The 26,071-nt window shown below is 60.5% G+C and carries 26 protein-coding genes and 5 pseudogenes; 18 read left to right on the top strand and 13 right to left on the bottom strand.

All coding sequences use genetic code 11. The features are described from left to right. Positions 1-109: 109 nt before the first annotated feature. Both ACOZKU_RS22700 and ACOZKU_RS22695 read right to left on the bottom strand, forming a co-directional pair. Complete coding sequence (locus ACOZKU_RS22700; RefSeq protein WP_421580796.1) at positions 110-688, bottom strand: hypothetical protein; 579 nt, start codon at positions 686-688, stop codon at positions 110-112. A gap of 52 nt (positions 689-740) precedes the next feature. After that, positions 741-2,195: a TrkH family potassium uptake protein gene (locus ACOZKU_RS22695; protein WP_314095136.1), complete on the bottom strand. Its 1,455-nt coding sequence runs from the start codon at positions 2,193-2,195 to the stop codon at positions 741-743. Between the two features lie 244 nt (positions 2,196-2,439). On the opposite strand from ACOZKU_RS22695, the gene ilvA reads away from it, so the two are divergent. From ilvA to ACOZKU_RS22670, 5 genes are all read left to right on the top strand, one after another. Further along, the gene (ilvA, locus tag ACOZKU_RS22690; protein ID WP_421580795.1) at positions 2,440-3,687 is read left to right on the top strand and encodes a threonine ammonia-lyase; all 1,248 of its coding nucleotides are present in this window, start codon (positions 2,440-2,442) and stop codon (positions 3,685-3,687) included. Between the two features lie 120 nt (positions 3,688-3,807). After that, entirely contained in the window at positions 3,808-4,122 is a 315-nt protein-coding gene (locus tag ACOZKU_RS22685) for an HlyU family transcriptional regulator (RefSeq protein ID WP_313528321.1), read from the top strand. Positions 4,123-4,277: 155 nt separating this feature from the next. Further along, the gene (locus tag ACOZKU_RS22680; RefSeq protein ID WP_421580805.1) at positions 4,278-5,528 is read left to right on the top strand and encodes a diguanylate cyclase; all 1,251 of its coding nucleotides are present in this window, start codon (positions 4,278-4,280) and stop codon (positions 5,526-5,528) included. A gap of 108 nt (positions 5,529-5,636) precedes the next feature. Next, the gene (gene ppk2 / locus ACOZKU_RS22675) at positions 5,637-6,545 is read left to right on the top strand and encodes a polyphosphate kinase 2 (protein ID WP_314095138.1); all 909 of its coding nucleotides are present in this window, start codon (positions 5,637-5,639) and stop codon (positions 6,543-6,545) included. A 15-nt stretch (positions 6,546-6,560) separates the two neighbouring features. Continuing rightward, on the top strand, positions 6,561-7,571 hold the full coding sequence (locus ACOZKU_RS22670) for a CorA family divalent cation transporter (protein ID WP_421580794.1): 1,011 nt from the start codon (positions 6,561-6,563) through the stop codon (positions 7,569-7,571). Here ACOZKU_RS22670 and ACOZKU_RS22665 read toward each other — a convergent pair. Beyond that, a complete protein-coding gene (locus ACOZKU_RS22665; RefSeq protein WP_314095140.1) occupies positions 7,568-8,029 on the bottom strand; it encodes an Lrp/AsnC family transcriptional regulator in 462 nt (153 codons plus the stop codon). The two genes, ACOZKU_RS22670 and ACOZKU_RS22665, sit on opposite strands and share 4 nt — an antisense overlap. 156 nt (positions 8,030-8,185) lie before the next feature. Between ACOZKU_RS22665 and ald the strand changes: the two genes are divergently transcribed. Further along, a complete protein-coding gene (gene ald / locus ACOZKU_RS22660; RefSeq protein ID WP_421580793.1) occupies positions 8,186-9,304 on the top strand; it encodes an alanine dehydrogenase in 1,119 nt (372 codons plus the stop codon). 46 nt (positions 9,305-9,350) lie between these two features. Here ald and ACOZKU_RS22655 read toward each other — a convergent pair whose 3' ends face one another. From ACOZKU_RS22655 to ACOZKU_RS22625, 7 genes are all read right to left on the bottom strand, one after another. Continuing rightward, a complete protein-coding gene (locus ACOZKU_RS22655; protein ID WP_421580792.1) occupies positions 9,351-9,818 on the bottom strand; it encodes a DUF1203 domain-containing protein in 468 nt (155 codons plus the stop codon). Positions 9,819-9,940: 122 nt separating this feature from the next. Then, entirely contained in the window at positions 9,941-10,501 is a 561-nt protein-coding gene (locus ACOZKU_RS22650; protein ID WP_421580791.1) for an OmpA family protein, read from the bottom strand. A gap of 96 nt (positions 10,502-10,597) precedes the next feature. Continuing rightward, a complete protein-coding gene (locus ACOZKU_RS22645; protein ID WP_421580790.1) occupies positions 10,598-11,188 on the bottom strand; it encodes a GNAT family N-acetyltransferase in 591 nt (196 codons plus the stop codon). Positions 11,189-11,190: 2 nt separating this feature from the next. Then, positions 11,191-12,045, bottom strand: coding sequence for a 3-mercaptopyruvate sulfurtransferase (gene sseA / locus ACOZKU_RS22640; RefSeq protein ID WP_421580789.1), 855 nt, complete (start codon positions 12,043-12,045; stop codon positions 11,191-11,193). Between the two features lie 12 nt (positions 12,046-12,057). After that, positions 12,058-12,801, bottom strand: coding sequence for an alanyl-tRNA editing protein (locus ACOZKU_RS22635; RefSeq protein WP_421580788.1), 744 nt, complete (start codon positions 12,799-12,801; stop codon positions 12,058-12,060). A gap of 5 nt (positions 12,802-12,806) precedes the next feature. Next, positions 12,807-13,847 carry a cysteine synthase A gene (locus ACOZKU_RS22630; protein ID WP_421580787.1) on the bottom strand — a complete coding sequence of 347 codons (1,041 nt, stop codon included), beginning with the start codon at positions 13,845-13,847 and terminating at the stop codon, positions 12,807-12,809. 127 nt (positions 13,848-13,974) lie between these two features. Next, a complete protein-coding gene (locus ACOZKU_RS22625; RefSeq protein ID WP_421580786.1) occupies positions 13,975-15,240 on the bottom strand; it encodes a class I SAM-dependent methyltransferase in 1,266 nt (421 codons plus the stop codon). Positions 15,241-15,468: 228 nt separating this feature from the next. Here ACOZKU_RS22625 and ACOZKU_RS22620 point away from each other — a divergent pair, with 228 nt between their 5' ends. From ACOZKU_RS22620 to ACOZKU_RS22595, 6 genes and pseudogenes are all read left to right on the top strand, one after another. Beyond that, the gene (locus ACOZKU_RS22620; RefSeq protein ID WP_421580785.1) at positions 15,469-15,678 is read left to right on the top strand and encodes a hypothetical protein; all 210 of its coding nucleotides are present in this window, start codon (positions 15,469-15,471) and stop codon (positions 15,676-15,678) included. An 86-nt stretch (positions 15,679-15,764) separates the two neighbouring features. Continuing rightward, positions 15,765-15,956 (top strand): hypothetical protein, encoded by a 192-nt coding sequence (locus ACOZKU_RS22615; RefSeq protein WP_314095155.1) that lies wholly within the window; start codon positions 15,765-15,767, stop codon positions 15,954-15,956. A gap of 46 nt (positions 15,957-16,002) precedes the next feature. Next, positions 16,003-16,278 carry a PepSY domain-containing protein gene (locus tag ACOZKU_RS22610; protein ID WP_421580784.1) on the top strand — a complete coding sequence of 92 codons (276 nt, stop codon included), beginning with the start codon at positions 16,003-16,005 and terminating at the stop codon, positions 16,276-16,278. A 355-nt stretch (positions 16,279-16,633) separates the two neighbouring features. Continuing rightward, positions 16,634-16,759: pseudogene (locus tag ACOZKU_RS22605) on the top strand (integrase arm-type DNA-binding domain-containing protein); the annotation flags it as partial. Positions 16,760-17,302: 543 nt separating this feature from the next. Beyond that, entirely contained in the window at positions 17,303-17,473 is a 171-nt protein-coding gene (locus tag ACOZKU_RS22600) for a hypothetical protein (protein WP_421580783.1), read from the top strand. A gap of 206 nt (positions 17,474-17,679) precedes the next feature. Then, the gene (locus ACOZKU_RS22595; RefSeq protein WP_421580782.1) at positions 17,680-17,880 is read left to right on the top strand and encodes a hypothetical protein; all 201 of its coding nucleotides are present in this window, start codon (positions 17,680-17,682) and stop codon (positions 17,878-17,880) included. Here ACOZKU_RS22595 and ACOZKU_RS22590 read toward each other — a convergent pair. After that, the gene (locus tag ACOZKU_RS22590) at positions 17,870-18,082 is read right to left on the bottom strand and encodes a hypothetical protein (RefSeq protein WP_421580781.1); all 213 of its coding nucleotides are present in this window, start codon (positions 18,080-18,082) and stop codon (positions 17,870-17,872) included. The two genes, ACOZKU_RS22595 and ACOZKU_RS22590, sit on opposite strands and share 11 nt — an antisense overlap. A gap of 285 nt (positions 18,083-18,367) precedes the next feature. Between ACOZKU_RS22590 and dnaE2 the strand changes: the two are divergent. After that, a pseudogene (dnaE2, locus tag ACOZKU_RS22585) lies at positions 18,368-19,176 on the top strand (error-prone DNA polymerase); the annotation flags it as partial. A 424-nt stretch (positions 19,177-19,600) separates the two neighbouring features. Here dnaE2 and ACOZKU_RS22580 read toward each other — a convergent pair. Beyond that, on the bottom strand, positions 19,601-20,632 hold the full coding sequence (locus ACOZKU_RS22580; protein ID WP_421580780.1) for an alpha/beta fold hydrolase: 1,032 nt from the start codon (positions 20,630-20,632) through the stop codon (positions 19,601-19,603). A gap of 524 nt (positions 20,633-21,156) precedes the next feature. Between ACOZKU_RS22580 and ACOZKU_RS22575 the strand changes: the two genes are divergently transcribed. Beyond that, positions 21,157-21,870, top strand: coding sequence for a carboxypeptidase-like regulatory domain-containing protein (locus ACOZKU_RS22575; protein WP_421580779.1), 714 nt, complete (start codon positions 21,157-21,159; stop codon positions 21,868-21,870). Between the two features lie 403 nt (positions 21,871-22,273). Here the strand turns inward: ACOZKU_RS22575 and ACOZKU_RS22570 are convergent, their stop codons facing one another. After that, on the bottom strand, positions 22,274-22,606 hold the full coding sequence (locus ACOZKU_RS22570) for a DUF982 domain-containing protein (RefSeq protein ID WP_421580778.1): 333 nt from the start codon (positions 22,604-22,606) through the stop codon (positions 22,274-22,276). Positions 22,607-22,843: 237 nt separating this feature from the next. On the opposite strand from ACOZKU_RS22570, the pseudogene ACOZKU_RS22565 reads away from it, so the two are divergent. The 4 genes and pseudogenes from ACOZKU_RS22565 to ACOZKU_RS22550 all read left to right on the top strand — a co-directional run. Then, positions 22,844-23,056: pseudogene (locus ACOZKU_RS22565) on the top strand (transposase); the annotation flags it as partial. A 96-nt stretch (positions 23,057-23,152) separates the two neighbouring features. After that, a complete protein-coding gene (locus tag ACOZKU_RS22560) occupies positions 23,153-25,168 on the top strand; it encodes an endonuclease/exonuclease/phosphatase family protein (RefSeq protein WP_421580777.1) in 2,016 nt (671 codons plus the stop codon). 299 nt (positions 25,169-25,467) lie between these two features. Continuing rightward, positions 25,468-25,739, top strand: a pseudogene (locus ACOZKU_RS22555) (DUF982 domain-containing protein); the annotation flags it as partial. 48 nt (positions 25,740-25,787) lie between these two features. Beyond that, a pseudogene (locus ACOZKU_RS22550) lies at positions 25,788-25,949 on the top strand (hypothetical protein); the annotation flags it as partial. Positions 25,950-26,071: the final 122 nt, after the last annotated feature.

Below are 26,071 nucleotides of genomic sequence, written 5' to 3'. Positions count from 1 at the left end.
TGCCCCTTACGTGGCTGGGGTTGTCATGCGGCTGTCATAATTGAGCGGGAAGGCGCTGGAAAGCGTTGATTCGCCGCTTGTCACAATTCTCTTGGTGTTCGGTAAACGCCTATTGGACGATCTTGAACGGCTGCTCGCTGAGGGCGACGGCGCCGCTGGCGGCGTCGCGGAAGCGGTAACGCAGCACATAATCGCCGGCGGGCGGGCTTGAGAGGTTCAGCGTCAGCTTGGCGAAGATTTCCTGGTTGCGCACGGTTCCCTTGAAGTCGAAGGAGCCGAAGGCCTTCTGCTCGGCCAGCACCGTTCCCTTGGGGTCGAGCAGTTCCAGATCGACGGTGAAATGCGATTCCAGATCGCCGTCCTTGCCCGGCCGCCAGGTGAGGCCGACAGGCTCGACGTAGGAAATCAGGGCTTCGCCGACCTTGAAGCTCGCTTCCGGCCGCGCGGTGAACATGCCGTAGCCCTCGGGCGGAGCGGAGACGAAGACGGCCTTGCCGATGGAGAAGGGCAGCGTGGCGGCAAAGGCGCCATAGGCATCGCGGATGGTGTTGTGCGCGCCGACCGTATCGCCGGCGGCGGCCTGTTCCTCCGCCTTCTTCGCCGCATCGGCAAGCGGCCCGGCAAAGACGGGCGCCGGTATCAGCGCAGCGATAAACAGCATGCGCAACAGGGACTTCGACACGACCATACACTCAACCTCCAGCCCGATGGCCGCAGGATGCGAAGAAGCGTGGCAACAGTCAACTCTTCCAGAAGAGTGGGGTTAATATGACGAGGACCGTGAGGATTTCCAAACGCCCGAGAAGCATAAGGAACGAGAGCAGGTAGAGTGCTGCATCATGGAAAATCGCGAAGGAGCCGGCCGGCCCGATCGCCTGCGTGACGCCCGGACCGACGTTCGAGAGCGAGGTAGCCGCTGCCGAAATGGCCGTTAGCACATCGTATCCCATCAATCCGAGCAGGATCGCGCCGAAGGCCGAGAGCGCCACATAGGTGATGAAGAACAGGAAGACACTGCGCTGGAGGTCCATATCGACGGTCATTGTGCCGTAGCGCACGGCGTGGATACCGTCGGGATAGATGAGGCGATAAAGGCCGGTGCGGATGAAGTTGAACAGGATGATGAGGCGATAAGCCTTGAGACCGCCGGCCGTCGAGCCGGAGCAACCGCCCATGAAGGTCGCGACGAAGGCGAGCGCCACGATGAAATGGCCCCATTGGGTATAGTCGTCGCTGGCAAAACCCGTCGTCGAAAGGATCGAGGAGACGGTGAAGAAGGAATGCGCCAGCGCCTGGTGGAAATCGACACCGTTCTGCAGGCGCTGGAAAACGCTGGCCGCGATGGCGAAGAGCACGAGATAGCTGAGGAAGACGCGGATCTGCGGATCACGCCAGGCATCGATGCGCCCGCGCACGACGAAGAGGATGAGCACCGAGAAGGGCAGGCTCGACAGCGTCATGAAGAAGGTGGCGGCCCAGAGCAGCGGCAGGCTCTTGAAATAGCCGAAGGAGGCGTCGTGCGTGGAAAGCCCGCCCGTCGCGACGGTCGACATCGCATGGTTCAGCGCATCGAAGCGGCTCATGCCGAGTGCTGCATAGACGATGGCGCAGATGAGCGTGATCGCCACATAGATGGCGAGGAAGGCCCGCGTATAGCTTGCGATGCGGGCGAAGGGCTTGTCGGCCGTATCGGAGGATTCGAGCTTGAAGAAGGACATGCCGCCGACGCGCAGATAGGGCATGATGAAGAGGCCAAGCGCCAGAATTCCCACACCGCCGAGCCAGTGCAGCAGCGAGCGCCACATCAGGACGCCGGGCGGCGCATGATCGAGGCCGACGATGACGGTCGAGCCCGTCGTGCTGATCGCCGAGACCGATTCGAAGAAGGCCTGCGCGAAGGTGAGGTCGAGCGACGACAGCCAGAGCGGGATGGCGCCGATGATGCTGCCCGAGAGCCAGAGCATGTTGACGACGAGAAAGCCCATGCGCTTGTTGAAGGGCGGCGGGCCGGCACGGGTGGCCGCCGCCGTCGCGAGCGAAAGCGCGCCGGTGAAGAAGGCGGAGAGGAAGAAGACTTCCGAGTCGGGATGCCCGTAATAGACGTCGATCAGCGCCGGCAGCAGCATCGCGACCGAAAGATAGATGCCGCTGATGGCGGCAATATTGATGGCGGACCGGAAAATGGTGGCGTTCACGGGATGTCCTGCGTGCCGGCTGGGCTCAAGTTGGTCTCGAAAGGCCGCGCGGCCGGGACGGGTGGTGTCCGTCGCTGCGATATGCAATAGCGTTTGCATCGCCCAAACTCAAGGATAGGCTGCCCTGCCACGTGAGAGCGTTGAAAGGTTTGAAGAATGACCGGCGTGTGGTGCCTCTGTCCCTGCCTGTGAAGGCGCGGCATGCCGTTTTGAACCTGAACCCTTTTGTAGACGGACCATTAGCATGAAACCCGATGTCGACGCGGCCATGGAAGCCTTGCGCGGTCTCTTCCCCGAAACGCCGCTGCAGCTAAACGAACATCTCTCCGCCCGCTACGGCGCGGAGATCTACCTGAAGCGCGAAGATCTTTCGCCGGTGCGTTCCTACAAGATCCGCGGCGCGTTCAATTTCTTCCGTAAGGTGCTAGCTCAGGAAAACGCCGCGCGCAGCTTCGTCTGCGCTTCGGCCGGCAACCACGCGCAGGGCTTCGCCTTCGTCTGCCGCCATTTCGGCGTGCCGGGCGTGGTGTTCATGCCGGTGACGACACCGCAACAGAAGATCGACAAAACGCGCATGTTCGGCGGCGAATTCGTCACCATCAAGCTCGTCGGCGACTTCTTCGACCAGTGCTACAAGGCCGCCCGCGACCATGCGGAAGCGACCGGTTCGCTGATGGTGCCGCCCTTCGACCATGCCGATATCATCGAGGGGCAGGCGACGGTGGCGGCGGAAATCGTCGCGCAGCTCGGCGAGGGCAAACTGCCGGACCTCGTTGTTCTGCCGGTCGGCGGCGGGGGCCTGGCGTCCGGCGTCACAGGCTATTTCGATGGGATGATCGGTCGGTCGAGCTTCCTGTTCTGCGAGCCGGCGGGTGCGCCGAGCCTCAAGCGCAGCCTGGAAAGCGGCGCGGTGGTGACGCTCGAAACGGTCGATAATTTCGTCGACGGTGCCGCCGTCGGCCAGATCGGCGCGCTGAATTTCTCCGCCCTTCGCCGGTTCTCCGCCGACCAGGTGATGCTTCTGTCGGAAAACGCGATCTGCGTGACGATGGTGGATATGCTGAATGTCGAGGGCGTGGTGCTGGAGCCGGCGGGTGCGCTGTCGCTGGCGGCGCTTGAGGAACTCAGCCGCGAAAAGCTGGAGGGCAAGACGGTCGTTGCCGTCGTGTCCGGCGGCAATTTCGATTTCGAGCGTCTGCCCGACGTCAAGGAACGCGCCATGCGCCACAAGGGGCTGAAGAAGTACTTCATCCTGCGGCTTGCGCAGCGACCCGGCGCGCTTCGCGATTTCCTCAACCTGCTCGGCCCGGACGACGACATCGCCCGTTTCGAATATCTGAAGAAGTCCGCCCGCAATTTCGGTTCGATCCTCATCGGTCTGGAAACGAAATCGCCCGAGAATTTCGTGGCGCTCAAGAAAGCCTTCGACGGCGCGGGCATGGGCTATCAGGACATCACCGAGAACGAAATTCTCGCCAACCTTATTATCTAAGGCATTTCCAGCCGAAGCGATCGCGCTTTGGCGTCGGACAACGCGGTTTAAAAAAGGAACTGGCATGGGCGTCGAAGCTCGCCTCTTGGAGGGCGTGCCGGCCTGTGTTAGCAATCGGCCATGGCTTCTTTCTTTTCAAAACTCTTCGGTCGCGGCGGCGATACGGCAACTCCGGCAAAAGTGGCGGAGGAAACCGAGGCGTATAACGACCTGACGCTCGTCGCGGCCCCCATCCAGGAAGGCGGCCAGTACCGTCTTGCCGGGCGGATCGAAAAGCGCGACGGCGACCGGGTGCTGACCCGCAGTTTCATTCGCGCCGATCTGTTCTCCTCGCGGGACGACACGGTCGCGTCAACGTTCCGCAAGGCGAAACAGATCGCCGACCAGCACGGCGCCTCGCTGTTCAGCGACGGTGTGGACAGCCGGCAGGTCTGATCCTGCTCGATAAAGCTGTTTTAGCCAATAAAAGTCATACAAAAAGTGCCGGGACGCTGGAGTACTGGTACGATTGGCTGTATCCGCAGCAAAAGTGACTTGTTGCGACTCTGCCGCTGTTGTTAGCTGGTGCAGTCGAGAAATGCTGCGGATCGATCATGGGTACTGAAAATCTGATCCTGCTTCTCATCGAGGCCGGGTTCTATTTCGTCTTCATGGTGGGCCTGCTGCACCTGCGCCATCAGCTCGGCATCGGCGTCTTCGTCGCAGCGCTCGGCGTGATGCACTTCCTCGAGACCTATCTTGCCGCCGTCTTCTATATCGAGCTGCCCTTCGGCGTGATTTCGCCGGGCTCTTCGGTGCTGTTTTCCGGCAAGCTGATGATGATCCTTCTTCTTTACGTGAAGGAGGACGCCGCCGTCGTGCGCGCGCCGATTTACGGCCTGCTTGCCGGCAATTTCCTGACGGTGGGCCTGAGTTTCTTCCTGCGCCATCACCAGACGATCGGCGCGGTGCCGGGCCGCATCGCCGATCTCGCCTTCATCGACGAGATGGGCTGGCTGATGCTGTGGGGCACGATGCTGCTCTATGTCGATGCGCTCGCCATCATTCTGCTCTACGAGCGGCTGGGGCGCGTCTTCAAGAAGAACACAGCGATGCGCTTCTTCGTGTCGGGCGTGGCCGTGCTCACCTTCGATCAGATTGGCTTCTATTCCGCATTGCATATCCTGAACGGCGCGCCGATCGCCGTCTTCTGGGGCGGCTGGATCGCCAAAATGCTGGCGGCCAGCGTATATGCGGTGCTGATCACCGTCTATCTCTACTATTCGCGCATTTCCGCCATTCCCGTCTCGCCGCGGCCGATCGCCGATATTTTTGCGGACCTCACCTTCCGCGAGCGCTACGAGGATCTGCTGGATCGCTCCGGCCGCGATGCACTGACCGGGGTCTACGACCGCAGCCGGCTGGAATTCGAGGCGCCGCGTGTGCTTTCGGCCATGTTGGTGGACGGCAAGCCGATGGCGTTGATGATCATCGACGCCGACCATTTCAAGGATGTCAACGACCGGTTCGGCCATCTTGCCGGCGATGGCGTGCTGAAGGACACCGCCGCCTGCCTGCAACGCGCGCTGCGCAACACCGACCGCCTCTTCCGCTTCGGCGGGGAGGAGTTCGTCGTCATCTGCGAGGATATCGCACCGGCAACCGGGGCTGAGCGCGCCGAGGCTCTTCGCCGAACGGTCGAGGCGGAAATCCGCCGGCCGGATGGCATGCCGGTCACGGTCAGCATCGGCGTCGCCAACAGCTATGCCGACGGCACGACGCTGAACGCATTGCTCTCGGCCGCCGACAGCAGGCTCTACGCCGCCAAGAATGCCGGCCGCAACCGCGTAGTATCCGGATAGGCCTGCACCGTGTTCGGGCGCTGGTGCCTGAAAAATCGCCCGTCACAAAAGGTTCATATGTGCTTCCTATACGGGCAGCAGAGCCTCTCTCATGAACGGATCGCGATCATGTTCGAAGACCACCATCTGAACCGCATCAAGGCCGAAATTGCCGACAGCTTCGATGAGGAGCTGGAAATGCAGATCGAGGAGGAGCGTCTCGACGAGCTCGTCGCCGAGGGCATGTCGGAAGTGCCGGCTCAAACGCTGGAGCGCCGGGTCTATTTCCGCGAGCTTTTCCGCCTCCAGCATGAATTGGTGAAGCTCCAGGACTGGGTGCAGCACAAGAAGCTCAAGGTCGTCGTTCTCTTCGAAGGCCGCGATTCCGCCGGCAAGGGCGGCGCCATCAAGCGCGTGACCCAGCGCCTCAATCCGCGTGTTTGCCGCGTCGTGGCGCTTCCGGCACCGACCGAGCGCGAGCGCGATCAATGGTATTTCCAGCGGTATGCCGCCCATCTGCCGAGTGCCGGCGAAATGGTGCTGTTCGACCGCTCCTGGTATAACCGCGCCGGCGTCGAGCGCGTCATGGGCTTCTGTTCGCCGGCCGAGCTGGAAGAGTTTTTCCGCTCGGTGCCGGAATTCGAGCGCATGCTGGTGCGCTCCGGCATCATCCTCATCAAATACTGGTTCTCGATCACCGACGAGGAGCAGGAATTCCGTTTTCGCATGCGCATCCACGATCCGCTGAAGCAGTGGAAGCTCTCGCCGATGGACCTGGAAAGCCGTGTCCACTGGGAGGACTACACCAAGGCCAAGGAAGAGATGCTTTCGCGCACTCACATACCGGAAGCGCCCTGGTGGATCGTCGAGGCCGTCGACAAGAAGAAGGCGCGCCTCAACTGCATCGCCCATCTTCTGGCGCAGGTGCCTTACGAGGACGTGCCGAAGCAGTCGATCGACCTGCCGGAGCGTGTGCGCCACGACGACTACATCCGTCACGAGCCGCCGGATGAAATGTATGTCCCGGATGTCTACTGATACCGGCATCCGAACTTGAACCTTCTCGACCAGACGGAGCGGGGCCTGACACCGGGCCTCGTCGGCGCCTACCGGCTTTCGCCCGGCGGGCCTGTCGTGCCAGTCGCGCCGCAGGATATCGATGCGGCGCTTTCCGCGCCGGACGGCTGGGTCTGGCTGCATGTCGATCTCGTCGATCAGCGCACGCAGGCCTGGCTGCCGGGCCGCTGCGCCTTGCCGGCTGCGGCGCGCGCCATCCTCGAAGGCCATGACGAGAGCCTTGTCCTCGGCCATGAGGCCGGCATGACGCATGGCGTCATCGCCGATCTCCAGCAGCAGGAAACCGAACGCGCCTCCACCACGGTGGGGCGGCTGCATTTCGCGCTGACGGAGCGCCTGCTCGTCACCGGGCGGCGCCATCCCGTGGAGGCGGTGAACCGGGTTCGCCGGTCTTTTGCCGAAGGGTTTTGCCCGGCGACGGCCTATGAACTCTTCGAGGCGATCGTCGCGGCTTTTTGCAAGAACACCGCGATCAAGCTGAAGGAAGCCGCGGCCATGCTCGATGCGGTGGAGGATCGGCTCGTTACGGAGCGCCTGAGCGACGAGCGTCGCAGCCTCAAGGAGGTGCGCCGTCTTGCCGTATCGCTGCACCGGCCGGTCGCCGGCATGGTGGCGCTGTTCGAGGAGGAGGACCGGGAAGACTGGGCACTCTCGGACAACGCCCATGCCGTGCTGCGGCGCCTGTCGATGCGGCTGGAACGGCTCGACCGCGAAATCGTCATGGTCAACGACCGCGCGCGCCTGCTGCAGGAGGAAATGGCGGCGGAGTTGGCGGACGAATCGAACCGCAGCCTGAAGGCAATGGCCGTGATGAGCGCGCTGTTGCTGCCCGGCACGCTCGTCGTCGGCGTCTTCGGCATGAACACCGCCGGCCTGCCGTTCAGCGTCGGCGAAACCGGGTTCTTCTGGGCGATGATGCTGGGGATCGGCGCAACCGCGCTGTTCTACTGGCTGCTGCGCCGCGCCGGCATCAATCTCCGATTCTAGATGCCGACATTCGGCCGGTCGATGATTTCGCGCAGCGCGAAACTCGAGTTGATCTTCACCACATGGGGCAGGGCCGACAGCCAGTCGCGGTGGATTCGCTCGTAATCCTCCAGATCCTTGGCGGCGACGCGCAGGATATAATCGTACTCACCCGACATCAGGTAACAGACGAGCACGTTCGGGCAGAGCTTCACTGCCTGCTCGAACTCGGCCAGCGTCTTGGCGAACTGGCCCGACAGCGAGATGTGCACGATGGCGATCATCTTGTAGTCGAGCGCCTTGGGCGAAACGCGGGCGTGATAGCCGTTAATGACGCCGGATTTCTCCAGAATGTCGAGGCGGCGCGAGCAGGCCGACGGCGACAGGCCGACGCGTTCGGCCAGTTCGGCATTCGAAATCCGCCCGTTCTGCTGAATCACCTTCAGGATCGCAGTATCAATCGCATCCAGTTGCGCCATTCGAATTTCCTTCGAAAATTATGCTTATATTCGAAGAATATTCGACCGTGAGCGGTTTCGCAAACGCGCTTTGCAAGGACATTGCGTGTGTCCTCTGGTTCCATTGTGGTCCCGCTGGGAGTGGCGGAAAACAACGGAACATGGAGAGGAACGCGTATGCGTGTCGGTTGTCCGAAGGAAATCAAGAATCACGAATATCGGGTCGGTCTGACGCCGGGTGCTGTTCGCGAATATGTGGCGCATGGCCACGACGTCATCATCGAAACCAAGGCCGGCGCCGGCATCGGCGCCGACGACGATGCCTACCGCGCCGCCGGCGCGAAGATCGTCCCCACCGCCGCGGATATCTTCCAGAAGTCCGATATGGTGGTGAAGGTCAAGGAACCGCAGCCCTCCGAATGGGCGCAGCTACGCGACGGACAGATTCTCTACACCTACCTGCATCTGGCGCCCGATCCGGAGCAGACCAAGGGTCTGCTCGCCTCCGGCGTCACGGCCATTGCCTACGAGACGGTGACGGATGACCGCGGCGGCCTGCCGCTGCTCGCGCCGATGTCTGAAGTTGCCGGCCGTCTCTCCATCCAGGCGGGCGCCACCGCGCTTCAGAAGGCCAATGGCGGCCGCGGCATCCTGCTCGGCGGCGTGCCCGGCGTGCTGCCGGCCAAAGTCACCATCATCGGCGGCGGCGTCGTCGGCCTGCATGCGGCGAAGATGGCCGCCGGCCTCGGCGCGGATGTCTCTATCCTCGACCGCTCGATCCCGCGCCTGCGCCAGCTCGACGATCTCTTCGGCGGCCGCATCCACACGCGCTATTCGACGATCGACGCGCTGGAAGAGGAAGTTTTCTCCGCCGATCTCGTCATCGGCGCTGTGCTGATTCCCGGCGCTGCCGCGCCAAAACTCGTGACCCGCGAAATGCTCTCGGGCATGAAGAAGGGCGCCGTCATCGTCGACGTCGCCATCGACCAGGGCGGCTGCTTCGAGACCTCGCATGCCACGACCCATTCCGACCCGACCTACGAGGTCGACGGCGTGGTGCACTATTGCGTCGCCAACATGCCGGGCGCCGTGCCGGTCACCTCGGCGCATGCACTGAACAACGCGACGCTGCACTACGGCCTCCAGCTGGCCGACAAGGGCCTCAAGGCCATTGCCGAAGACCGCCACCTGCGTGCCGGTCTCAACGTACACAAGGGGCGCGTCACCAACGCCCCGGTCGCCGAAGCCCTCGGCTACGATGCCTTCGCGCCGGAAGCCGTGCTGAACGTCGCCTGATTTTTGCGATGCGAAAATGAAAAGGCCCGGAGCAATCCGGGCCTTTTCATGCCCGCTCGACGCGGCACTGGTAACAGTTGTTGCGGGCCGAGCGGATGTGCAGATAGGCGACGTCCTCGCGATCGAGCAGGTCCCGCGCATACGCGGGAATATCGGCATTCGGCACCACGGCGCCGGTGCCGTAGAGGATGCGGTTTTCCCTGGAGTAGCCGCGCACGATATAGTCGCGGCTGGTCAGCATGGGCGGCATGGCCTCGGACGGCTGATGTGCGGCGCACGGCTCCGCGTGCAGGAAGATCGGCCCGGTCTCCGCATAGGGCTGGAGGGCCGGGAAGGGGCGGTGGGCGAGGACCAGGTAGGGTTCCCCGGCACCGACGAGCCGCAGACAATGGCGGCAGGGCACGCCGTCGCCGTCGGACACCTGCCGCTCCGGCTTCAGGCCATAGGTGTCATTGCCGCCGTTCCAATAGGCGGCGGCGGTTTCGGTGGGTATGGGCAGGAAGCGGATGGACATGGAGGGCTCCGATCGTTGGACAGGAGGCCATCTTCGTCATTCCCGCAGGCGGCGACACCCGATACTTGCCACGGGAATCAAGACCGCCGGCGCGAGGCCGGCGGTTCCGGCGGTTAGAGAGGTTAGTGAACGAATTCGTCGATGCGGCGCAGCGTGACGCGGCGGTTGCGCCATTCCTCGTACTGGGTCTGGACCAGCAGATACTCCTCGCCATAGCCGACCGTTTCGAGCGCGCGGGCGGGCAGCAGGAATTCCTGCACCAGCACGCGCTTCAGCGATTCGGCGCGGCGTTCGGACAGGATCTGGTTCGATTCGAACGAGCCGACCGCGTCGGTGTGGCCCTCGATGAGAAAGACGGCGTGGCGGCGGCGGCGCAGCAGCTGTTCCATGGCGCGGGCGATCTGGCGCACCTTGCGATATTCTGAATGTGGGATTTCCGCCGAGCCGAAGGCGAAGTTGATCGACTGGATGTTGATCGAGGGCGCCGCACTGCGCAGGTCCGGCCGTCGCTTGAACTCGCGCACCGTCACACGCTCTTCGTTGCGCAGACGACGCGACGGCGCGGCATCCAGGCGACGCAGGATGATTTCCGCCGACGGGGTTTCCTGCGCCAGCGCGGCGTTCGAGAAGAGCGGAGCGGCGAAGGCGGCGGAAAGCGCGGTCAGAAAGGCGCGGCGTTGCATGTGTGGTCTCCTTGGTCGGATCGTTTGTTGGCGCCAAAGTGCCATTTGCGATCTGAAGCAGACCTGAACCCCGCCTTTAACTCCCGTTCAGATTGTTTAACGGGGGTCTGTCGGCATCAGACAGTCGCGTTTGGCGAGCGCCAGCAGTTCGGCATCCGATAGCGGCACCACTTCGGCGTCGCGCGTGCCGACCGGCGAGAAACCGAACATCTGGTAGAGCTGGAGGGCGCGCGGATGATCGAGATTGTTCGTCGTGACCGTCACGCGCTTGGGGCCGAGCGCCCAGGCGGCATAGAGCGTCTGGAGCAGGAACCATTTGCCGATGCCAAGGCCCAGCGCCCGCTCGAGCAGACCGAAATGCGAAAGCTCGATCGTGTCGTCATCGACCTGCAAGAGTTCGAAGAAGCCGGCGGGCGCGCCGTTGACATAGAGCACGGTCACGCTGTTGCGCTTGTTGCCGAGGGTGGCCGCCAGCGTCGCATCGTCCATGCGCAGGCGATCGACCCAGTGCCAGCGGCTGCCGACCTGCCGGTAGAGGAAACGGTAGAAGGCGAGCGGAATATCCGGCGCGCTGAGGATGGCCGTGTGCACATTGACCGGCACCGGCAGGCTCTGCTTGGGCGGCGCCGTCATTTCCAGCGCGGTGATATGGACCGCGATCGGCGCGGACTGGGCTTTCTTCGCCATGTTCAGTCCTTTCCGGTGGCCACGGGCGTATCCTGACGGCTGCCCCATTCCGACCAGGAGCCGTCATAAAGCGTGTTGTCCTCGTGTCCCAGAGAATGGAGGGCAAGCGTGATGATCGCCGCCGTCACGCCGGAACCGCAACTGGTGACGACCGGCTTGGAGAGGTCGATGCCGGATTCTTCGAAATGCCGTCGCAGGCTCGCGAGATCCTTGAACTTACCGTCGACGGAGAACGTGCCCGACGGCATGCTTTTGGCGCCCGGCATGTGGCCGGAGCGCATGCCGGCGCGGGGTTCGGCCTCTTCGCCGGTGAAACGGCCGGCACCGCGGGCATCGGCGATCTGCTTCGACCGCGTCGTAACGATGCCGCGCATCTCCTCGAAGGAGGTGACGGCATAGGGGTTGAAATTGGTTTGGAAGACGGCGGGTGCCGGCTCGGGCAGATCGGTCGTCAGCGGACGGCCCTCCTTTTTCCAGCCATCGATGCCGCCGTCCATGACGAAAACGTTCTTCGCACCCATTGTGCGGAACAGCCACCAGACGCGCGGCGCCGTGAAGATGCCGGGTCCGTCATAGACGACGATGGTGTCCGTGTCGGAAATGCCGAGCTTGCCGACTTCCGTTGCGAAGAATTCGGCCGACGGGATGGTATGCGGCAGGCCGCTCGTATGGTCGGCGATGACGTCCTGATCGAAGAACACGGCGCCGGGGATGTGGCCAGAGGCATATTCGGCCGCACCGTTGCGGTTTTGCGCCGGCAGATACCAGGAGGCATCGACCACGCGGAATTCCGGTGCGCCGAGCTGCTTTTCAACCCAATCCGCCGAAACGACGAACCTGCTCTTGTCGTTGGACATGTCTGGTCTCCCCTAGGCCTCGGAACCCGGCGCACCGAAACGGATGCGGAACCGGCGGTTCTCCTTGCCCTTCTTCTCGATTTTGGCGATGTGGATGGCGCCGACTTCCTGCGTTTCCGACACATGGGTGCCGCCGCAAGGCTGGCTGTCGATGGACGAATTCTCGCCGATGCAGACGAGGCTGACGCGACCGAGCCCCATAGGCGGACGCACGTTCTTGGATTTGACGATGCCGGGATTGGCGGCAAGCTCCGCATCGGTGATCCACTGAACGAAGACCGGATGGTTCTCCTCGACGAGCTTCATCAGCTTCGCCGTCACCTCGTCCCTGTCGATCGTGTCGGTCATGTCGAAATCGACGCGGCTGTCCTCCTCGCCGACCGCCGCACCGGTGATCGGATAGGGGCAGACGACGGACAGCAGGTGACAGGCGGTGTGCATGCGCATCAGCTTGTAGCGGCGCGCCCAGTCGATATGGGCGACCACGGTCTCGCCGACGATAGGCGATGCCTCGCCCTCGAGCGGGCGGTGAATGATGATCTCTTTCGTCGCGCCCGTGACGGCCGGGCCGAGCGCGATGCGGCTGCCGTCGCTGCGCTCCAGGAAGCCGGTATCGCCCGGCTGGCCGCCGGACGTCGCGTAAAAGCAGGTCTGGTCGAGCTCGATGCCGCCGTCTTCATGCACCGCCGTCACCACTGCCTCATGTGTCGAGAGATAGAAATCGTCGCGAAAGAGGGCAGTGGTGGTAAGGGACATGAGACCTATTCGACCGGCTGATAGGGGACCTTGACCCCCGATTTCGCCTTCAGCCAACCCGGGACGGGCAGGCCCTTCGAATCGAGGAAGTCCGGGTTGAAAAGTTTCGACTGATAGCGGTTAGCATAGTCGCAGAGGATCGTCACGATCGTGTGGCCGGGACCGAGGTCGCGGGCGAGGCGAATCGCGCCGGCAATGTTGATGGCCGACGAGCCGCCGATGGCGATGCCCTCGTTCTCGATGAGATCGAAGACGATCGGAACGGCTTCGGAATCGGGAATGTTGTAGGAGTAATCCGGCGAGAAACCTTCGAGGTTCGCCGTGATACGCCCCTGCCCAATGCCCTCGGTGATCGAGCTGCCGGCGGACTTGAGTTCACCGTTGGTATAATAGCTGTAGAGTGCCGCGCCATCCGGATCGGCCAGCGCGATCTTGATGTTGGGGTTCTTGGCACGAAGGCCTGCAGCGACACCGGCCAGGGTGCCGCCGGAACCGACGGCGGAGACGAAACCGTCGACCTTGCCATCGGTGTCGCGCCAGATTTCAGGGGCGGTCGTTTCGATGTGGGCGTCGCGGTTGGCGACATTGTCGAACTGGTTGGCCCAGATCGCGCCGTTCGGTTCGGTCTTGGCGAGCTGTTCGGCAAGCCGGCCGGAAAGCTTCACGTAGTTGTTCGGGTTCTTGTAGGGTACCGCCGGCACTTCCACGAGCTCGGCGCCGAGGCCGCGGATCGCGTCCTTCTTTTCCTGGCTCTGGGTTTCCGGGATGACGATGATCGCGCGGTAGCCGAGCGCCTTTGCGACGAGGGCGAGGCCGATGCCCGTATTGCCGGCCGTTCCCTCGACGATGACGCCGCCCGGGCGCAGCTGTCCGGCCGCTTCCGCCTTGCGGATGATCGACAGCGCCGCACGGTCCTTCACGGACTGGCCGGGGTTCAGAAATTCCGCCTTGCCGAGGATTTCGCAGCCCGTCGCTTCCGAGGCGCCCTTGAGGCGGATCAGCGGCGTGTTGCCGATTGCATCCAGAACGGACGGAAGAATGGACATGGGAGACGAGCCTCGCTTTACGTGCCTAGATTTGGAACCGTCTTTTCGGCCGGCACGCGGCGCTTTGCAAGAAAACGCGTTCCCCGGAAAAGGGCTTCAAGAGGGATTTTTTCCACTGCCGCGCGAGCTAGGCAAGCGGGCGCGTGTAAACCACCTGCCGCACATCGATATTTCGCGCCCGAAACCCCGCCTCGCAATAATAGAAGTAGAACTCCCAGAGTTTTCGGAAACGCTCGTCGAACCCGAGCGGCACGATGCGCTCCCAGGCCGCCCAGAAACGGTGACGCCATTCGGCAAGCGTGCGGGCATAGTCCGGCCCGAAGCCCATGTCCGAGGCCATGCCCAGCCCGAACTGGCGGCCGAGCGCCGAAAGATGCTCGCGGGTCGGCAGCATGCCGCCGGGAAAGACGTATTTCTGGATGAAATCGGGATTGGCCTTATAGTCCTCGAAGGCTTCCTGCAGGATGGTGATGATCTGCAAGCCGGCGCGGCCGCCGGGTTTCAGGCATTCGTTGAGTTTGGAGAAATAGGCGGGCCAGTATTTCTCGCCGACCGCCTCGAACATTTCGATGGAGACGATGCGGTCATAGGTGCCGGTCTCGTCGCGATAGTCCTGGAATTTGAGCTCGACGCGGTCGGAAAGCCCGGCCTTCGCCATACGCTCGCGGCCAAAGGCAAGCTGCTCGCGGCTGATGGTCAGGCCCGTGACCTTGCAGCCGATCTCGCCGGCGGCAAATTCCGCAAAACCACCCCAGCCACAGCCGATTTCCAGCACATGATCGCTGGGGCCGATGCCCGTCGCCTCGGCCAGTGCGCGGTATTTGGCAAGCTGCGCGGAGGTGAGGTCATTTGCGCCTTGGGAATAGAGCGCTGAGGAGTACGTCATCGTCGGGTCTAGCCACGCGGAATAGAAGGCGTTGCCGAGATCGTAATGGGCGGCGATGTTGCGTTTCGAGCCGCGCCGCGTGTTGGCGTTCAGCCAGTGACGGAATTTCTCCACCAGCAGGAAGAGACCGCGCGGGCCGTTGGAATAGTGGTGCACCACATTGCTGTTGACGAGGATAAGCTCCATGAAGGCGCCGGCATCCGGGCTTTCCCAGTCGCCGTCGATGTAACTCTCCGCAACGCCGATCACCCCGCCGCCGACGGCGCTGTGCATGAGTTTCCAGTTATGGAGCGTCACGGCGGCCCGCGGTCCAGGCGTCTTGCCTGTGATGATGAAGGTCTGTCCGCCGGGGATCGTCATGGCGAGCGTGCCGGCTTCGAGCTTCACGAGGCCGCGCAGGACGAGCTGCGCCTTGAAGGGCAACCCCTTCGTCCGCTCCGTGATATTGTCCGGCGCCAGATGCACGCCGTCTGAAAATGCTTTTTCTGAAATCATTTCAATCGTCATCGATGGTCCCTCTGCCAACCCGACGTCAGGGGAAGCTAGCGTCAATGGCTCTCCACGCCAAGACGTTAATCTAGCGAAGCCGGATCACCCGAAAACGATGGCGCGGCCGAAAAAAGCCCGACCTTTAATGAGCTGTTAGCAAACATGGTTAATTTTGCGTCTATCCGGCGCGCTGGCGGGAACGGAATCCCCGCCCGCCCGTTGGGACGGGAAATGGGAGATAGGATGATGCTTTTCGGATTGTTTCAGACCAAGTCGATCGAACACGAGGACGACGTCGCGACCGGCACCTTCGCCGACGGGATGGTCGGCACGCCGCTTTCCGACACCTTCGCCCATCCGCGCGAACGCAGCCAGGCCTTCCGCCGCAATGCGCGTGACCGCGATTACGGCACCATCCGCATGGCGGGCCAGATGGGGGCAGGGCTCGTTCCCTGATCCCGAAAAGTGTATAAATAACAGCATGTCGCGGGAACTTAGTGTCCCCCGCCGTGTTTCTCCTCAATGCGAACGGAGGAATGTCCATGACCCACCACATCGATATCAGCCGATTCACCCCACGTCAGACCCGCGTCGTCCACGATGTCGTGGATCATTGCCGCAAGAATGGCATCGACAAGGCCCAGGAGCGCAAGCTGCTGCTCCTCTTCGGCCGCTTCGCCACCCGCCACGAACTCCAGATGAACACGAAGCGCCCACCGTTGAACCTCCGCTAGGATCGGATGCTTGAGTCGTTTCTGGTGGCAAAAGATGGAGATCAGCATGTCGAAAAGAATGGCGATCCTTGCTCTTGGTATCTGGACTGGGCTTGCGGCTGTTGCGCATTCCCAGGAGGCAAAGGATAAGCCTAGGGCGGAGGCCGGCAAGAAGCCGTCCATGATCCTTTCCGAGATAGAGAGCCGGCCGGATTTCGCGCGTCTCGATTCCTTGTCCTGGAACGACAAGGGCTATTATGAAATCGAGTACCGCACCACCGACAAAGCCCGCGTCCAAATCAACATCGACGCTACAACCGGCATGGCCGTCGATCAGGACTAGCTTTCTCGCCTGGCTGATCTGAGAAATGTATATTGAAAAGAGATCGGGGTCGGTTCAATCATAAGCCGACTGCTAAAATATAATCCAGTCTTGGCTGGAGAACTCGCCCCCAGGCCGGAAAAGATCAGGCAGCCCCTATCCATCCGCCCGCACCAACGCATTGATATGCTTAGGTTTCGAGTTTTTTGCCCGTTGTAACTATAAGTACATCTAGCAATTACTCCAAAAGCGGGAAAAAATGGGATGCCATACTCGAAGCGTGGCAGGATGAAAGCGATTGCGGCCTCTGGCCGGTTGAGAAGGACGGCTCTCGATACTGGATTTTTGACTATACCTTTAATGGAAGCGTCGGCAACTCGGCCTAGGATCTTTGCTGGGCGTCGGTCTAGCTCAAGCCAGGGCGAAGGCCGATGAAGCGTTTAAGCTCGTTCGAAGCGAGGTCGACCCGATCGCTCAACGCCAAGCGGCGATGTCAATGTGATGACTTCAGTGAACATGCATACTCTTTCATCCACGCTGTTATGAAGGCCGGACGATGGCGGGGCGCGTAGACTGAGGCGAGATGGCGAAACATCATTGAGAACCACGCTGCTGCGGCCAACGCCGTCGCTGTGTCGGAGGGGCGAAAAGCAGGAAACCGCGGGAAAGACACGAGGCAATCAAGCGCGTGCTCGACGCCGCTAAGGGCGAGGGTCATCGGAGCGGAGAGAATCCGGCCGCATGGAAGGGCGTTCTGGAGTTCGCGCTCTACAAGCCAAACGAACTGACGAGTAAGAAGCACCACTCCGCGATACCTCACGCTGAAGTTGCGGGCTTTAAGAAATCGCGAGAGGCTCAAACCGTGGAGGCGCGAGGGCTGGTGCTATGTGTACTGACCGTGACGAGGAGTGGGGAGGTGAGGGGCGCTGTCAGGCCGGAATTTGACCTTCAGAAAAAGATCTGGGACGATCCCGGCTGTCCGAACAAAGCCGGCTAAAGAGAACCGAGTTCCCTCTCCCAACAAGTAGATGCGCTGCTAAAAAAGATGGTGAATGGACTATCCATCCACGCTGACGGAATCCGTGATTTCGGCAAAAAGAAGCCTGTCACGCCGATCCAGCATATTATGGTGGAATATGTCGGCGCATCGACCACCCGCGATGCGGCGCACTGGCTCTGCGAGGAGATAGGTAGCAATCCTCATGATATTGATTGAGAGAACGCCAGCCCGTCGCCGTTCGCTTGGTGCGTTGCTGACGATCTCAGAGGCGGTATGACGATTCGGAAGAATGGCGCTGCGAAGAAGGGTATCGGGCTCGAACTGGATTGAGGTGGCTACGACGGTCTCCATCAACCAGACGATATATTCGTGGTGAAGGGCACCGCTTCCATGGCCGATGACAACAATCGGCCGACATACCGGTGAACGGCCTGAACTTTCCGGCAAACGGCGAGTCCGCCAATTCGTTTGGCAACCGACTCGTCGTCACCACCGCGACAGCTGAGCATTTCGGCGCAGGCTTCGGGAACGATACGATTCTCGATGAAACGACAAGCACATCGATCTCGGCCAGACCGGGCGCCGGGCGCCCGGAATCACCTCCGGTTATCATCACCGAATAATAGTCGCTTTCAGTGCCTTAGCGACGTCTTCGAGAGTCTGCGAAACAACCAGACTTTTCAGGGAAGGCTTGCCATCCTTGTTGGGAAGGATCGCCGTCAACGTGATGTGAGACCCTTTTGCGTGCCGCTTAATTTGGAGAACCTTTTCGCTGTCGATGATAACGGACTCTTCGTTGTCGGTGGTGAGTTGTAGCCAGGCCATGTAAACTCCCTTTCTGTCTGATGTTGATTGACCTGCGGGCAGGTGTGCCTGCGGGATATATTAGCAATGCTACCGAAGACGAATTTGAAACGCGAATTATTCGGGCGGCGCCGTTGCCTTGCCAAATGAATACGCGGAGCATCTGACGTAGCTCCCAATCCACCATCAAAAGGACAAGACTATGACCACGTCTCAGTTTGGCCGCGCAGTTTTGCGTGGCGAAGCATGATCGCGCTTTTGAACCTGAACCTCATAGGTGGACGTGTCGCGGCCACCTTCACCGCAAAGGTCGGCGTCCTGGCACTCGGCATGCTGACCTGCATGAGCAAAGCCTTCGCGCTGATGGCGGAGCACAACGGCGATCCCCGCGATCTCGCTTCCATTCCGGCCGAAGATCCGCGCACCTATAGCATGATCCGTAAGGCCGATACGATTGGCACCTTCCAGATTGAAAGCCGGGTGCAGATGTCCATGCTGCCGCGCCTGAAGCCGCAGACTTTCTATGACTTCGTCATCCAGGTTGCGATCGTCCGGCCGGGCCCAATCCAAGGCGATATGGTGCATCCCTATTTACGCCGCCGAGAAGGCAAGGAGCCCGTCGAGTATGCGTCGAGCTGGGTCAAATGCCGGCACCTGGACGCATTCTGCGCGGCGCTCTTGAATTCGCAACCAATGGGGTTTTATGCGCCGGCGCAGATCGTTTCGGACGCTCGGGCGCATGGCGTTGAGATCAAGCCGATCTGCGTCAACGCCTCTAGGTGGGACTGCACGCTTAAGGAGATCGAAAGAGGCCGCCTCTGCGCTGCTCGCCTCGGCATGCGCATGGTGAAGGGCCTCTCGATGGCCAGATCGTGGCTGCGCGGGCCGACGAGCCGTTTTCCTCGGCCGACGATCTCTGGCGCCGACAGGCCACGAGGTCATCGAGGCTATTCTACGTCGGGTTGACGCTGAAGCAGCACCCCGTTTCCTTCCTGCGTGGGGATCTCTGTCGGAAACGGATCTTGACGCGCGCCGAGGCGATGGCCGAGCGAGATGGCCGGTGGCTGACGAGCGGTGGCCTCGACCTGGTACGCCAGCGTCCGGGCTCGGCCAAGGGCGTCATGTTCATGACGCTGGAAGACGAGACGGGCATCATCAACGGTCATCTGACCGGCGGTGTTCAAGCGCTAGAGGCGGTTGGTCCTGTCGGCGTCAGTGGTAGCGATGGCAAGATCCAGCCGGAAGGGGACGTGTGCACCTAGTCGCTCAACGATTGTTCGACCTCTCAGAAGATCTTGGCGAACTGGGCGAGCGCGGAGAGGCCTTCCCGGTCCTCGTGGACGCGGAGACGAGCTTGCGCACGGGAACGGGGCGCCGGATTCGAGAGAGCGGCCGAAGGCTGCCGCGCCGGCGCGCGATATCTTCACCCGGATTTGCTGATCGACCGGCTAAAGGTGAAAAGCCGGAATTTTCATTGAATGGCGTGCGGTAGCATTTTGATCATACTTTAACCTCGCGCCCAATCAGCTTCTCCCCTCGTCAATTCGAAGATGCGTCTTTGCTGCCGCGACGCACCTTCAACACCACTTCGTTGATAGCAGATATTACCGCATCCGGCCGCTCTAATTGAACGACGTGGCTTGAATCGCGCAGCGTCTGGTGTGTGCTATCGCGCGACCACGCGGCTTGTTCGTTTTGCATTTTAGCCCACGCACTTTCCCGGCGTTCGAACTGGTCTTCGCTCATACCAGCCGATGCTTGCTGATGTTTATTATAGTCACTCCATTTCTTGCCATGGGAGAGGACTGCCAGTGGGCGGTTGCCCAAGTCGTGGAACGCGCCGGCCTGTTGCAAGGTGGCAGGCATCGCGACAACCTCGTCAAGTGCAGCCTGCAACGACGGTGTTTGATAGGCGGCGACTGCCGCCGATACGTGGTCAGGCAGTTCGGGAAGCTCGGGTGCGGGCAGGAGCAAGCGAGGCAGGCCAGTCCATGACAGAGCTGCGATCGCCCTGAAGAGTAACGGCGCTGGATCGTCTTCAATCCCTGAGGCGGCCTCAAGTCTTTTGATCTGCTCAGGATGTGCGCTGTCGACGAGCACGACGCCGGCGACATCGGTCGGATGTCGCTTCGTGTAGAGCATCACGAGTGGGCCGCCGAGCGATGCTCCCACCATGACGTAGGGACCATGCTCGTTCGTAACCTCAAGCGTTTTCTGTAAATCGGCAATGATTGCCTCGCCATCACGTGGAAGTGGCCCCGGGTCGCTCCACATGAGCCCGGCACGATCATAGGCGCAAATGCGGGTCGTCTCCGAAACAGTCAGTACTACGGGGTACCACAATGCCGATCCGCTTGTGTCCGCGCCGGCCTCCAGAATGACAGTGGGCCAACCGCTGCCGTGGCAATCGATGTGTATGCGTCGCCCCCCGATCTCCGCAAGCTCGCCAGGTGGAGGAAATTCTTTAGCAGTGATACGTCGGGCGATGGCCTCGTATGCTGCACCCGCGGCGAGCGCGATTGAGACCACCAGCGCCACGCCAATGCCGGTAAGGCGTACAATATTGCCCATTCTGAAACAGACCCCGCTGCTTTCCCCAGCTTCTCGTCTTGAAACCCGCTCCGGGGATTCGGTTTCCGTTATGCAGCATAGAATCAATGATCTGCACCAATGGCAACTTATGCCCATGGTCGAGAGATGAGTCAGGGGGAGGAAAGAGTGTCCAGAAACATTGACCTACGTCCGCCTCCTAGGTGAAAAGCCGGGATTTTCATTAGGTCAGCACGAACGAGCACAACTCTTTGCGTGCTCCTGTCACCAAGGTCACATGCTTCATCCAATAAGCCGGGTATCTGCGTTGCAACAGATTATCTCTTTAGGAAACGAGCTTTATGCAACCGCGACCGCAGATCCTCTTCGATGTCGTCACAAAAACAGTCGCCATTCTATTCGAAGGCGACGTCATAACGCTGATAGGGCCGTACTCGTCGCGCACCAACGCAATGAATGCCGCAATGGACGAGTGCGCAAAGCGGGGTTGGCTCGACATTCCGCACCCCGCACCGGCGGGCCAGACACAGGTGGGGTAGAGAACTATGCTTGGGAAAACAGTCGTTCTGACATTAGCAATCTTTCACCTGGAAACGGCATGGGCGCTTGCAGGCTCAGTAAGCGGGATCGTTGTCGATGATAAGGGCGATCCGCTCAGCGATGTTCGTGTTGAGGTTGTCTATCAGACGTTCAATGCCGACCAACTCATGGGCTATGGTCAAAGCATCAAGGCGGAAACGCAGACAGGCCAAGACGGGCGCTACTTTATCGACACGACGCATCTGCCCCCAGGCGAGTATTCAGCGCACGCTTATCGGATTGTTATAAACGGTGGCCGGGAGACCAATGTCGATGCCGTAGGCAGTGATCTCTCCACATTCGCTGGGAACGCCGAGACTGTCCGAGATTTCGTGGTAGGCATTGTCGAGCGTTCGGACGACATGCCATATGGCAACGCCGGTATTTTTGTCGTCAACAATGCAATCATGGATTACACGGATCTCAGTGAGACTGAGATCACGCTCGTCAATATTGAGACGGGCACTGTCTATGTGAGGACGGTCCGTCCGACGGGCGAGGGGTTGGCGATTACTGGAATCCCCTTTGGGAAATATCGGGCCTCTGCCCGTCTCGCCGGGCGTCCAATGCAGATCGCCTTGTGGGGGCCAGGCGAGAGCGATGTTTTTGCCTCAAGTATCGAACACGAATTCACGATGGGCTTTTCCGGTAATCAAATACAGGTCGTCGTTAAGCCCTGATTGAAGATAGGCGCTCCATGCGTCGTCTCCCTATGTCTGGCGCGCACTTAGGCGGTGAAGGGGAGAAGATTCTAGGCGTTCGACTTGTCATCGCCTTCAGGAACGCCCGCAGAGCTAATCGATTGGGGGGTGCCTTTCGCAGCATTCAGCACTCGCAAGCGATCAGCAACGCCGAAACTCCCTCAAAAGTCAAAACTTCGAGACCCGGCTCTTCCGATCTGCATTGAGGTGCATGTCCCAGGGGTCGAAAAAGGAGATATCGCCATCTTCATCCACCAGCGGGGCGCTTCTTTCGAGGGCCGCTTGTCTGCGCGATCTTCGACAGCGCTAGCGTTCATGTTAGAGATGTAAATCATACTGGACCCCATTCAACTCAATGGGCATCAGACAGTGTTTGAAGGAGTCAAAGAGCGCGACGTTCGACTAAGATGTCCTCGGCAACACTTCTCTGGATTTCAAGCGTGAGATGGTCGTCGACGTCAACGCTGCGATTAGACACTATCGACACGTTCGCTTCTCGCACGGCCGCCATGAATGAAATATACGCGGCTTCATGGGTTACTTCGCCCCTGATCGCTTTGGCGCATAAGCGAATGGCCGCACAGTACATCGAGGAACGCTCTCCCTGCCAGTTATCAAGAAGGTAGTGGGCAGCATCCTCAGTGCTTTGGATGCTAGAGAAGTCAAGCGCTTCTCCAGTGTCTACAATGATTGTCGTCGACCATCGACTAGCCATTCGCGAATCCTCATCCTGAGATGAAGAAACGCTAATGTATGTATCGTGCTCGAAACTGATGTCCGCGATGCCGAGCGCTCCTCTGAACAGCTCATGTAGACAAAGTGGTTTGCCAAATCAGTGGAGGCATGATTCAAAACTTTCTCTAGGAGGCGGGTTTGGCGAGGGGCGATCTGACGGATTCGGAATAGAGGATCGTTAAGGGGTACTGCCTATAGAGCACAGCAGTAAAGCTCGCCCTCCCATGAGAACCGGCGATATCTCAACGGAATGCTGCATGTTATGCGGATTGGCTGCCCCTGGCGCGAGATGCACGAGCGCTATGGCAAATAGAACTCCAGCTATGTTCGCTTCTGTCGTCGGGCGGAACAAGCCGTGTGGGATGGCCTTCGCGAAACGCTTCTCGCGTTCGGGCCAACCGACGACTGGCAGCACATGATTGACAGCACCACGAAGATGATGACCGGACTATGTCCGGTCGGCTAGACAGCCCCCACATTCTAGCTCATCCTGAGGCGACGGAACCAAAGGCTATCGGAGCGTTCGATGCCGGCCCTGCGCGTCATGACCTTTAACGTCCAGATGTTGCCTCTCGCCGCGATGATCGTACTCGGCGCGAGCGACGACGCTGTGGAGCGGGCGGATCGCGTTGTTGACGCGATATTGTCTCTACCGACCGACGAGCAGCCGGACGTCATCGCTTTCAATGAGGTGTTCCACGAGGATGCGAGGGATAGGCTTATCGACCGGCTGACCGGGTATCCCAACCGCATCGAGAAGGTGGACAATAGTTTTGACCTCGAAGATGCCGGCATTATGCTGTTTAGCAAGTACGAATTCCTGCAATTGCCGAGCGGGGACAATTTCTACACCCGCATCTACGATGACAGCGCTGGCGATGACTCTCATGCGGCGAAGGCGGTCTGCATAGTCCAAATCAACTACCCAACTGACAATGTCACGCTCGCCTTCACGCACTTGCAGGCGTCTTACGTGAACGACACGGAGCATTCGGACGTCCGCTCCCGACAAATCGATTCCGCCTTCGGCGCCATCGGCAAGGCCCTTCAGGAGTTCGACGCCAGAAACTGGCGCAATATCATCTTCATGGGCGACCTCAACATCCGCGGCGATCTAGCCGCCGGCACGACGGAGTGGCGTGATGTGTTCGAACTCGGAACGCTCGGATCCACCTTCGTCGATGGCTGGCGGGAATGGATGCACGCGCCAGGGGAAGCTGGAGCCGACCCCGGGTTGACCAATATCGACTTCGAGCAGAGCATCATGCGGCGGCTCGACTATCAATGCTTCATCCGGTCCGCATCGTCCCAGATTGTCGCTCACCACATGCAGATCAGGCTGCGCGACCAGAGCGACCATTTTGCCCTGGAATCCTATGTCTGCCGCCGTTTTCCGCATTGCACACCGTCGGACGCCATCCTTCTTTCCAACGTCCCCTATATTGGCGCGGGATCGCTTGCCAAGTCGGTTCGGCTCCGTTTCGAGGATTTGGACGGATATCAATGGATCTATGTCGATAAACCCGGCACCTATACGATCCACTCGTCGGTCGCGCTTTCACTCTCGTTCTATCTCGACGACGACTTTACTCACGCGATCTCACCTGCGGATACCCTCGACATTACTCATGTGCCCGCGGGCCTTGGCAGCTATATCATCCGCCATCAATTGGGGCGGGAGGGGAAAACCTTCGCCATGCGGCGACCCTTCTTCGTCGCTGTGCGAAACCGTTCGAACGGGCCGCCGATAGCCGAGCTGACGATCTTTCGGCACACCGGAGATACGCCCGAGCGCGCAATCTGGCTTTCGCCTCACACCGACGTTGGTGCCGGATTCCCGCAGGGCCAGCCCTTGGGAACAACTGATGTCTGCTGGTTTCGCGCCTTCCTGCCGAAGACCTTCGCAGGGGTCAGTCGGGCGGAAACATTCTTCGTCCGGAAGCCCGGGAACTTCTGGTCTGAACTCATGATCCTCGATGATGCGCAGCAAAGCCTCGACGCCGTCTCGGGCACCGACAGTCAGATCCAGCTCGATTACTCCACGCAGGGGGGCGAGTATGTCTATCTTACCCTTGCCCGCGAGAACTACGACGAAGACGAGTTCTCGATTCGCCTGCAGACGCCGGTCAACTACATCGCCTTCGATCAGCCGTCAGGTTTCTACATCAAAGAGGAGTCCGGCATTGGCATCCTCGGCGCCGATGAAATCTCGCTTACCGTTACAGTCGACGGACAGTCACTCTTCACGGGCTACTGGGACGACGCTGACACGGGGGAACGCTGGCCGGGATTTTCCGAAGCGATGAAGAATAGATTGCAATCTTCCATGCCGGGCGCGATCCGTTTGCCCTTCATTTACGACATCACGCTTGCCTACAGAGAAGACGACTTCACTGCGTCCAGATCGATGGTTGAGATCGTGCCGCCACTGCAGCCGGGCGAGCCTGATTTGGTTCCTCGGATCATCTCATTGCCCATGCCCGATGCATTCGACGACGCCGAATACCGGTTCTATTGCACGCTCAGCCGATATCCCGATTGACCACGTTGCAGTGCGCAGGCCTCTGCCCAGTCAGCGGCGCATGCTAATCGGGGTGATCGCTTGATATTCCGCGCTGGTGCTAAGGTTTCCATCCCCGAATAAACGCCCGGCCCATGAAAATCGCCGCGATGCGGAGGCGCTCTCCCACGGCATCATGTTCTGCCTCCTCTGCACCCGCCGGAGAACGGGGGCGACGAAGTCGTCCACTCTTAAAACGCGATCGGCAAAAACCATATCGATAGCGCCAGAATTGTAAATGAAAGGAACACCACGATGCTGGCTGACGTTTACGTCTCTATCCCCTCCATGTATCCCTTCCAAACGGTGTCACGCGCTGCTTTGAGAGCCTCCACGACACCGTGACTTCCTTGAAAATGAATGGCCGTTGCGTCACGGCGCTCGATACAAATGCGCGTGCGAGAAGTGCCGTGCGGCTTTGTATCGAATGGCCCCGATCGCTGTTGCACGTGAGGCGCTCGTTTCGGCGTGCCTGGAAGCGGGTTTGCCCGTCAAAGCGATCGCGCCCACCTGGCAAAGAGGTTCATCGTCACCGCCGCGCATGAGCGCCTAAAGGCTCGCGCCGCTCGCTAACAAGCGGCGGCGCGCTGGGAACGAAGTTCGTCTAAGAGCGTTCGCCTCGGTGATCCGCGCACCGGCTTTGCAAGTCGTAGAGTATCGCGGAAAAGACATTATCAAAAGAATATTTAAGGCCATCACCGACGAGGATGGCGACAGACTAATGCCGCCTGATTTGAGGGTGTTGATTGCCACTGAGAACTGACCCGGCGTTTCCACCGAGAATTGACCCGCCTATTAGGTATGTTTCGGGTCTGCGGTCGTGGTCAAGTTTCTCGTTTTCTCCTTTGTCGTTTTGGGCTCGTGCGCTGAGCTGTTCTTGAAGCG

Origin of the sequence: Shinella sp. M31, assembly GCF_049199205.1 — a bacterium.
In the GTDB taxonomy this organism is placed as follows: Bacteria; Pseudomonadota; Alphaproteobacteria; order Rhizobiales; family Rhizobiaceae; genus Shinella.
The sequence above is the reverse complement of the archived record's forward strand: the minus strand, read 5'-3'. Positions and strand labels throughout refer to the sequence as shown.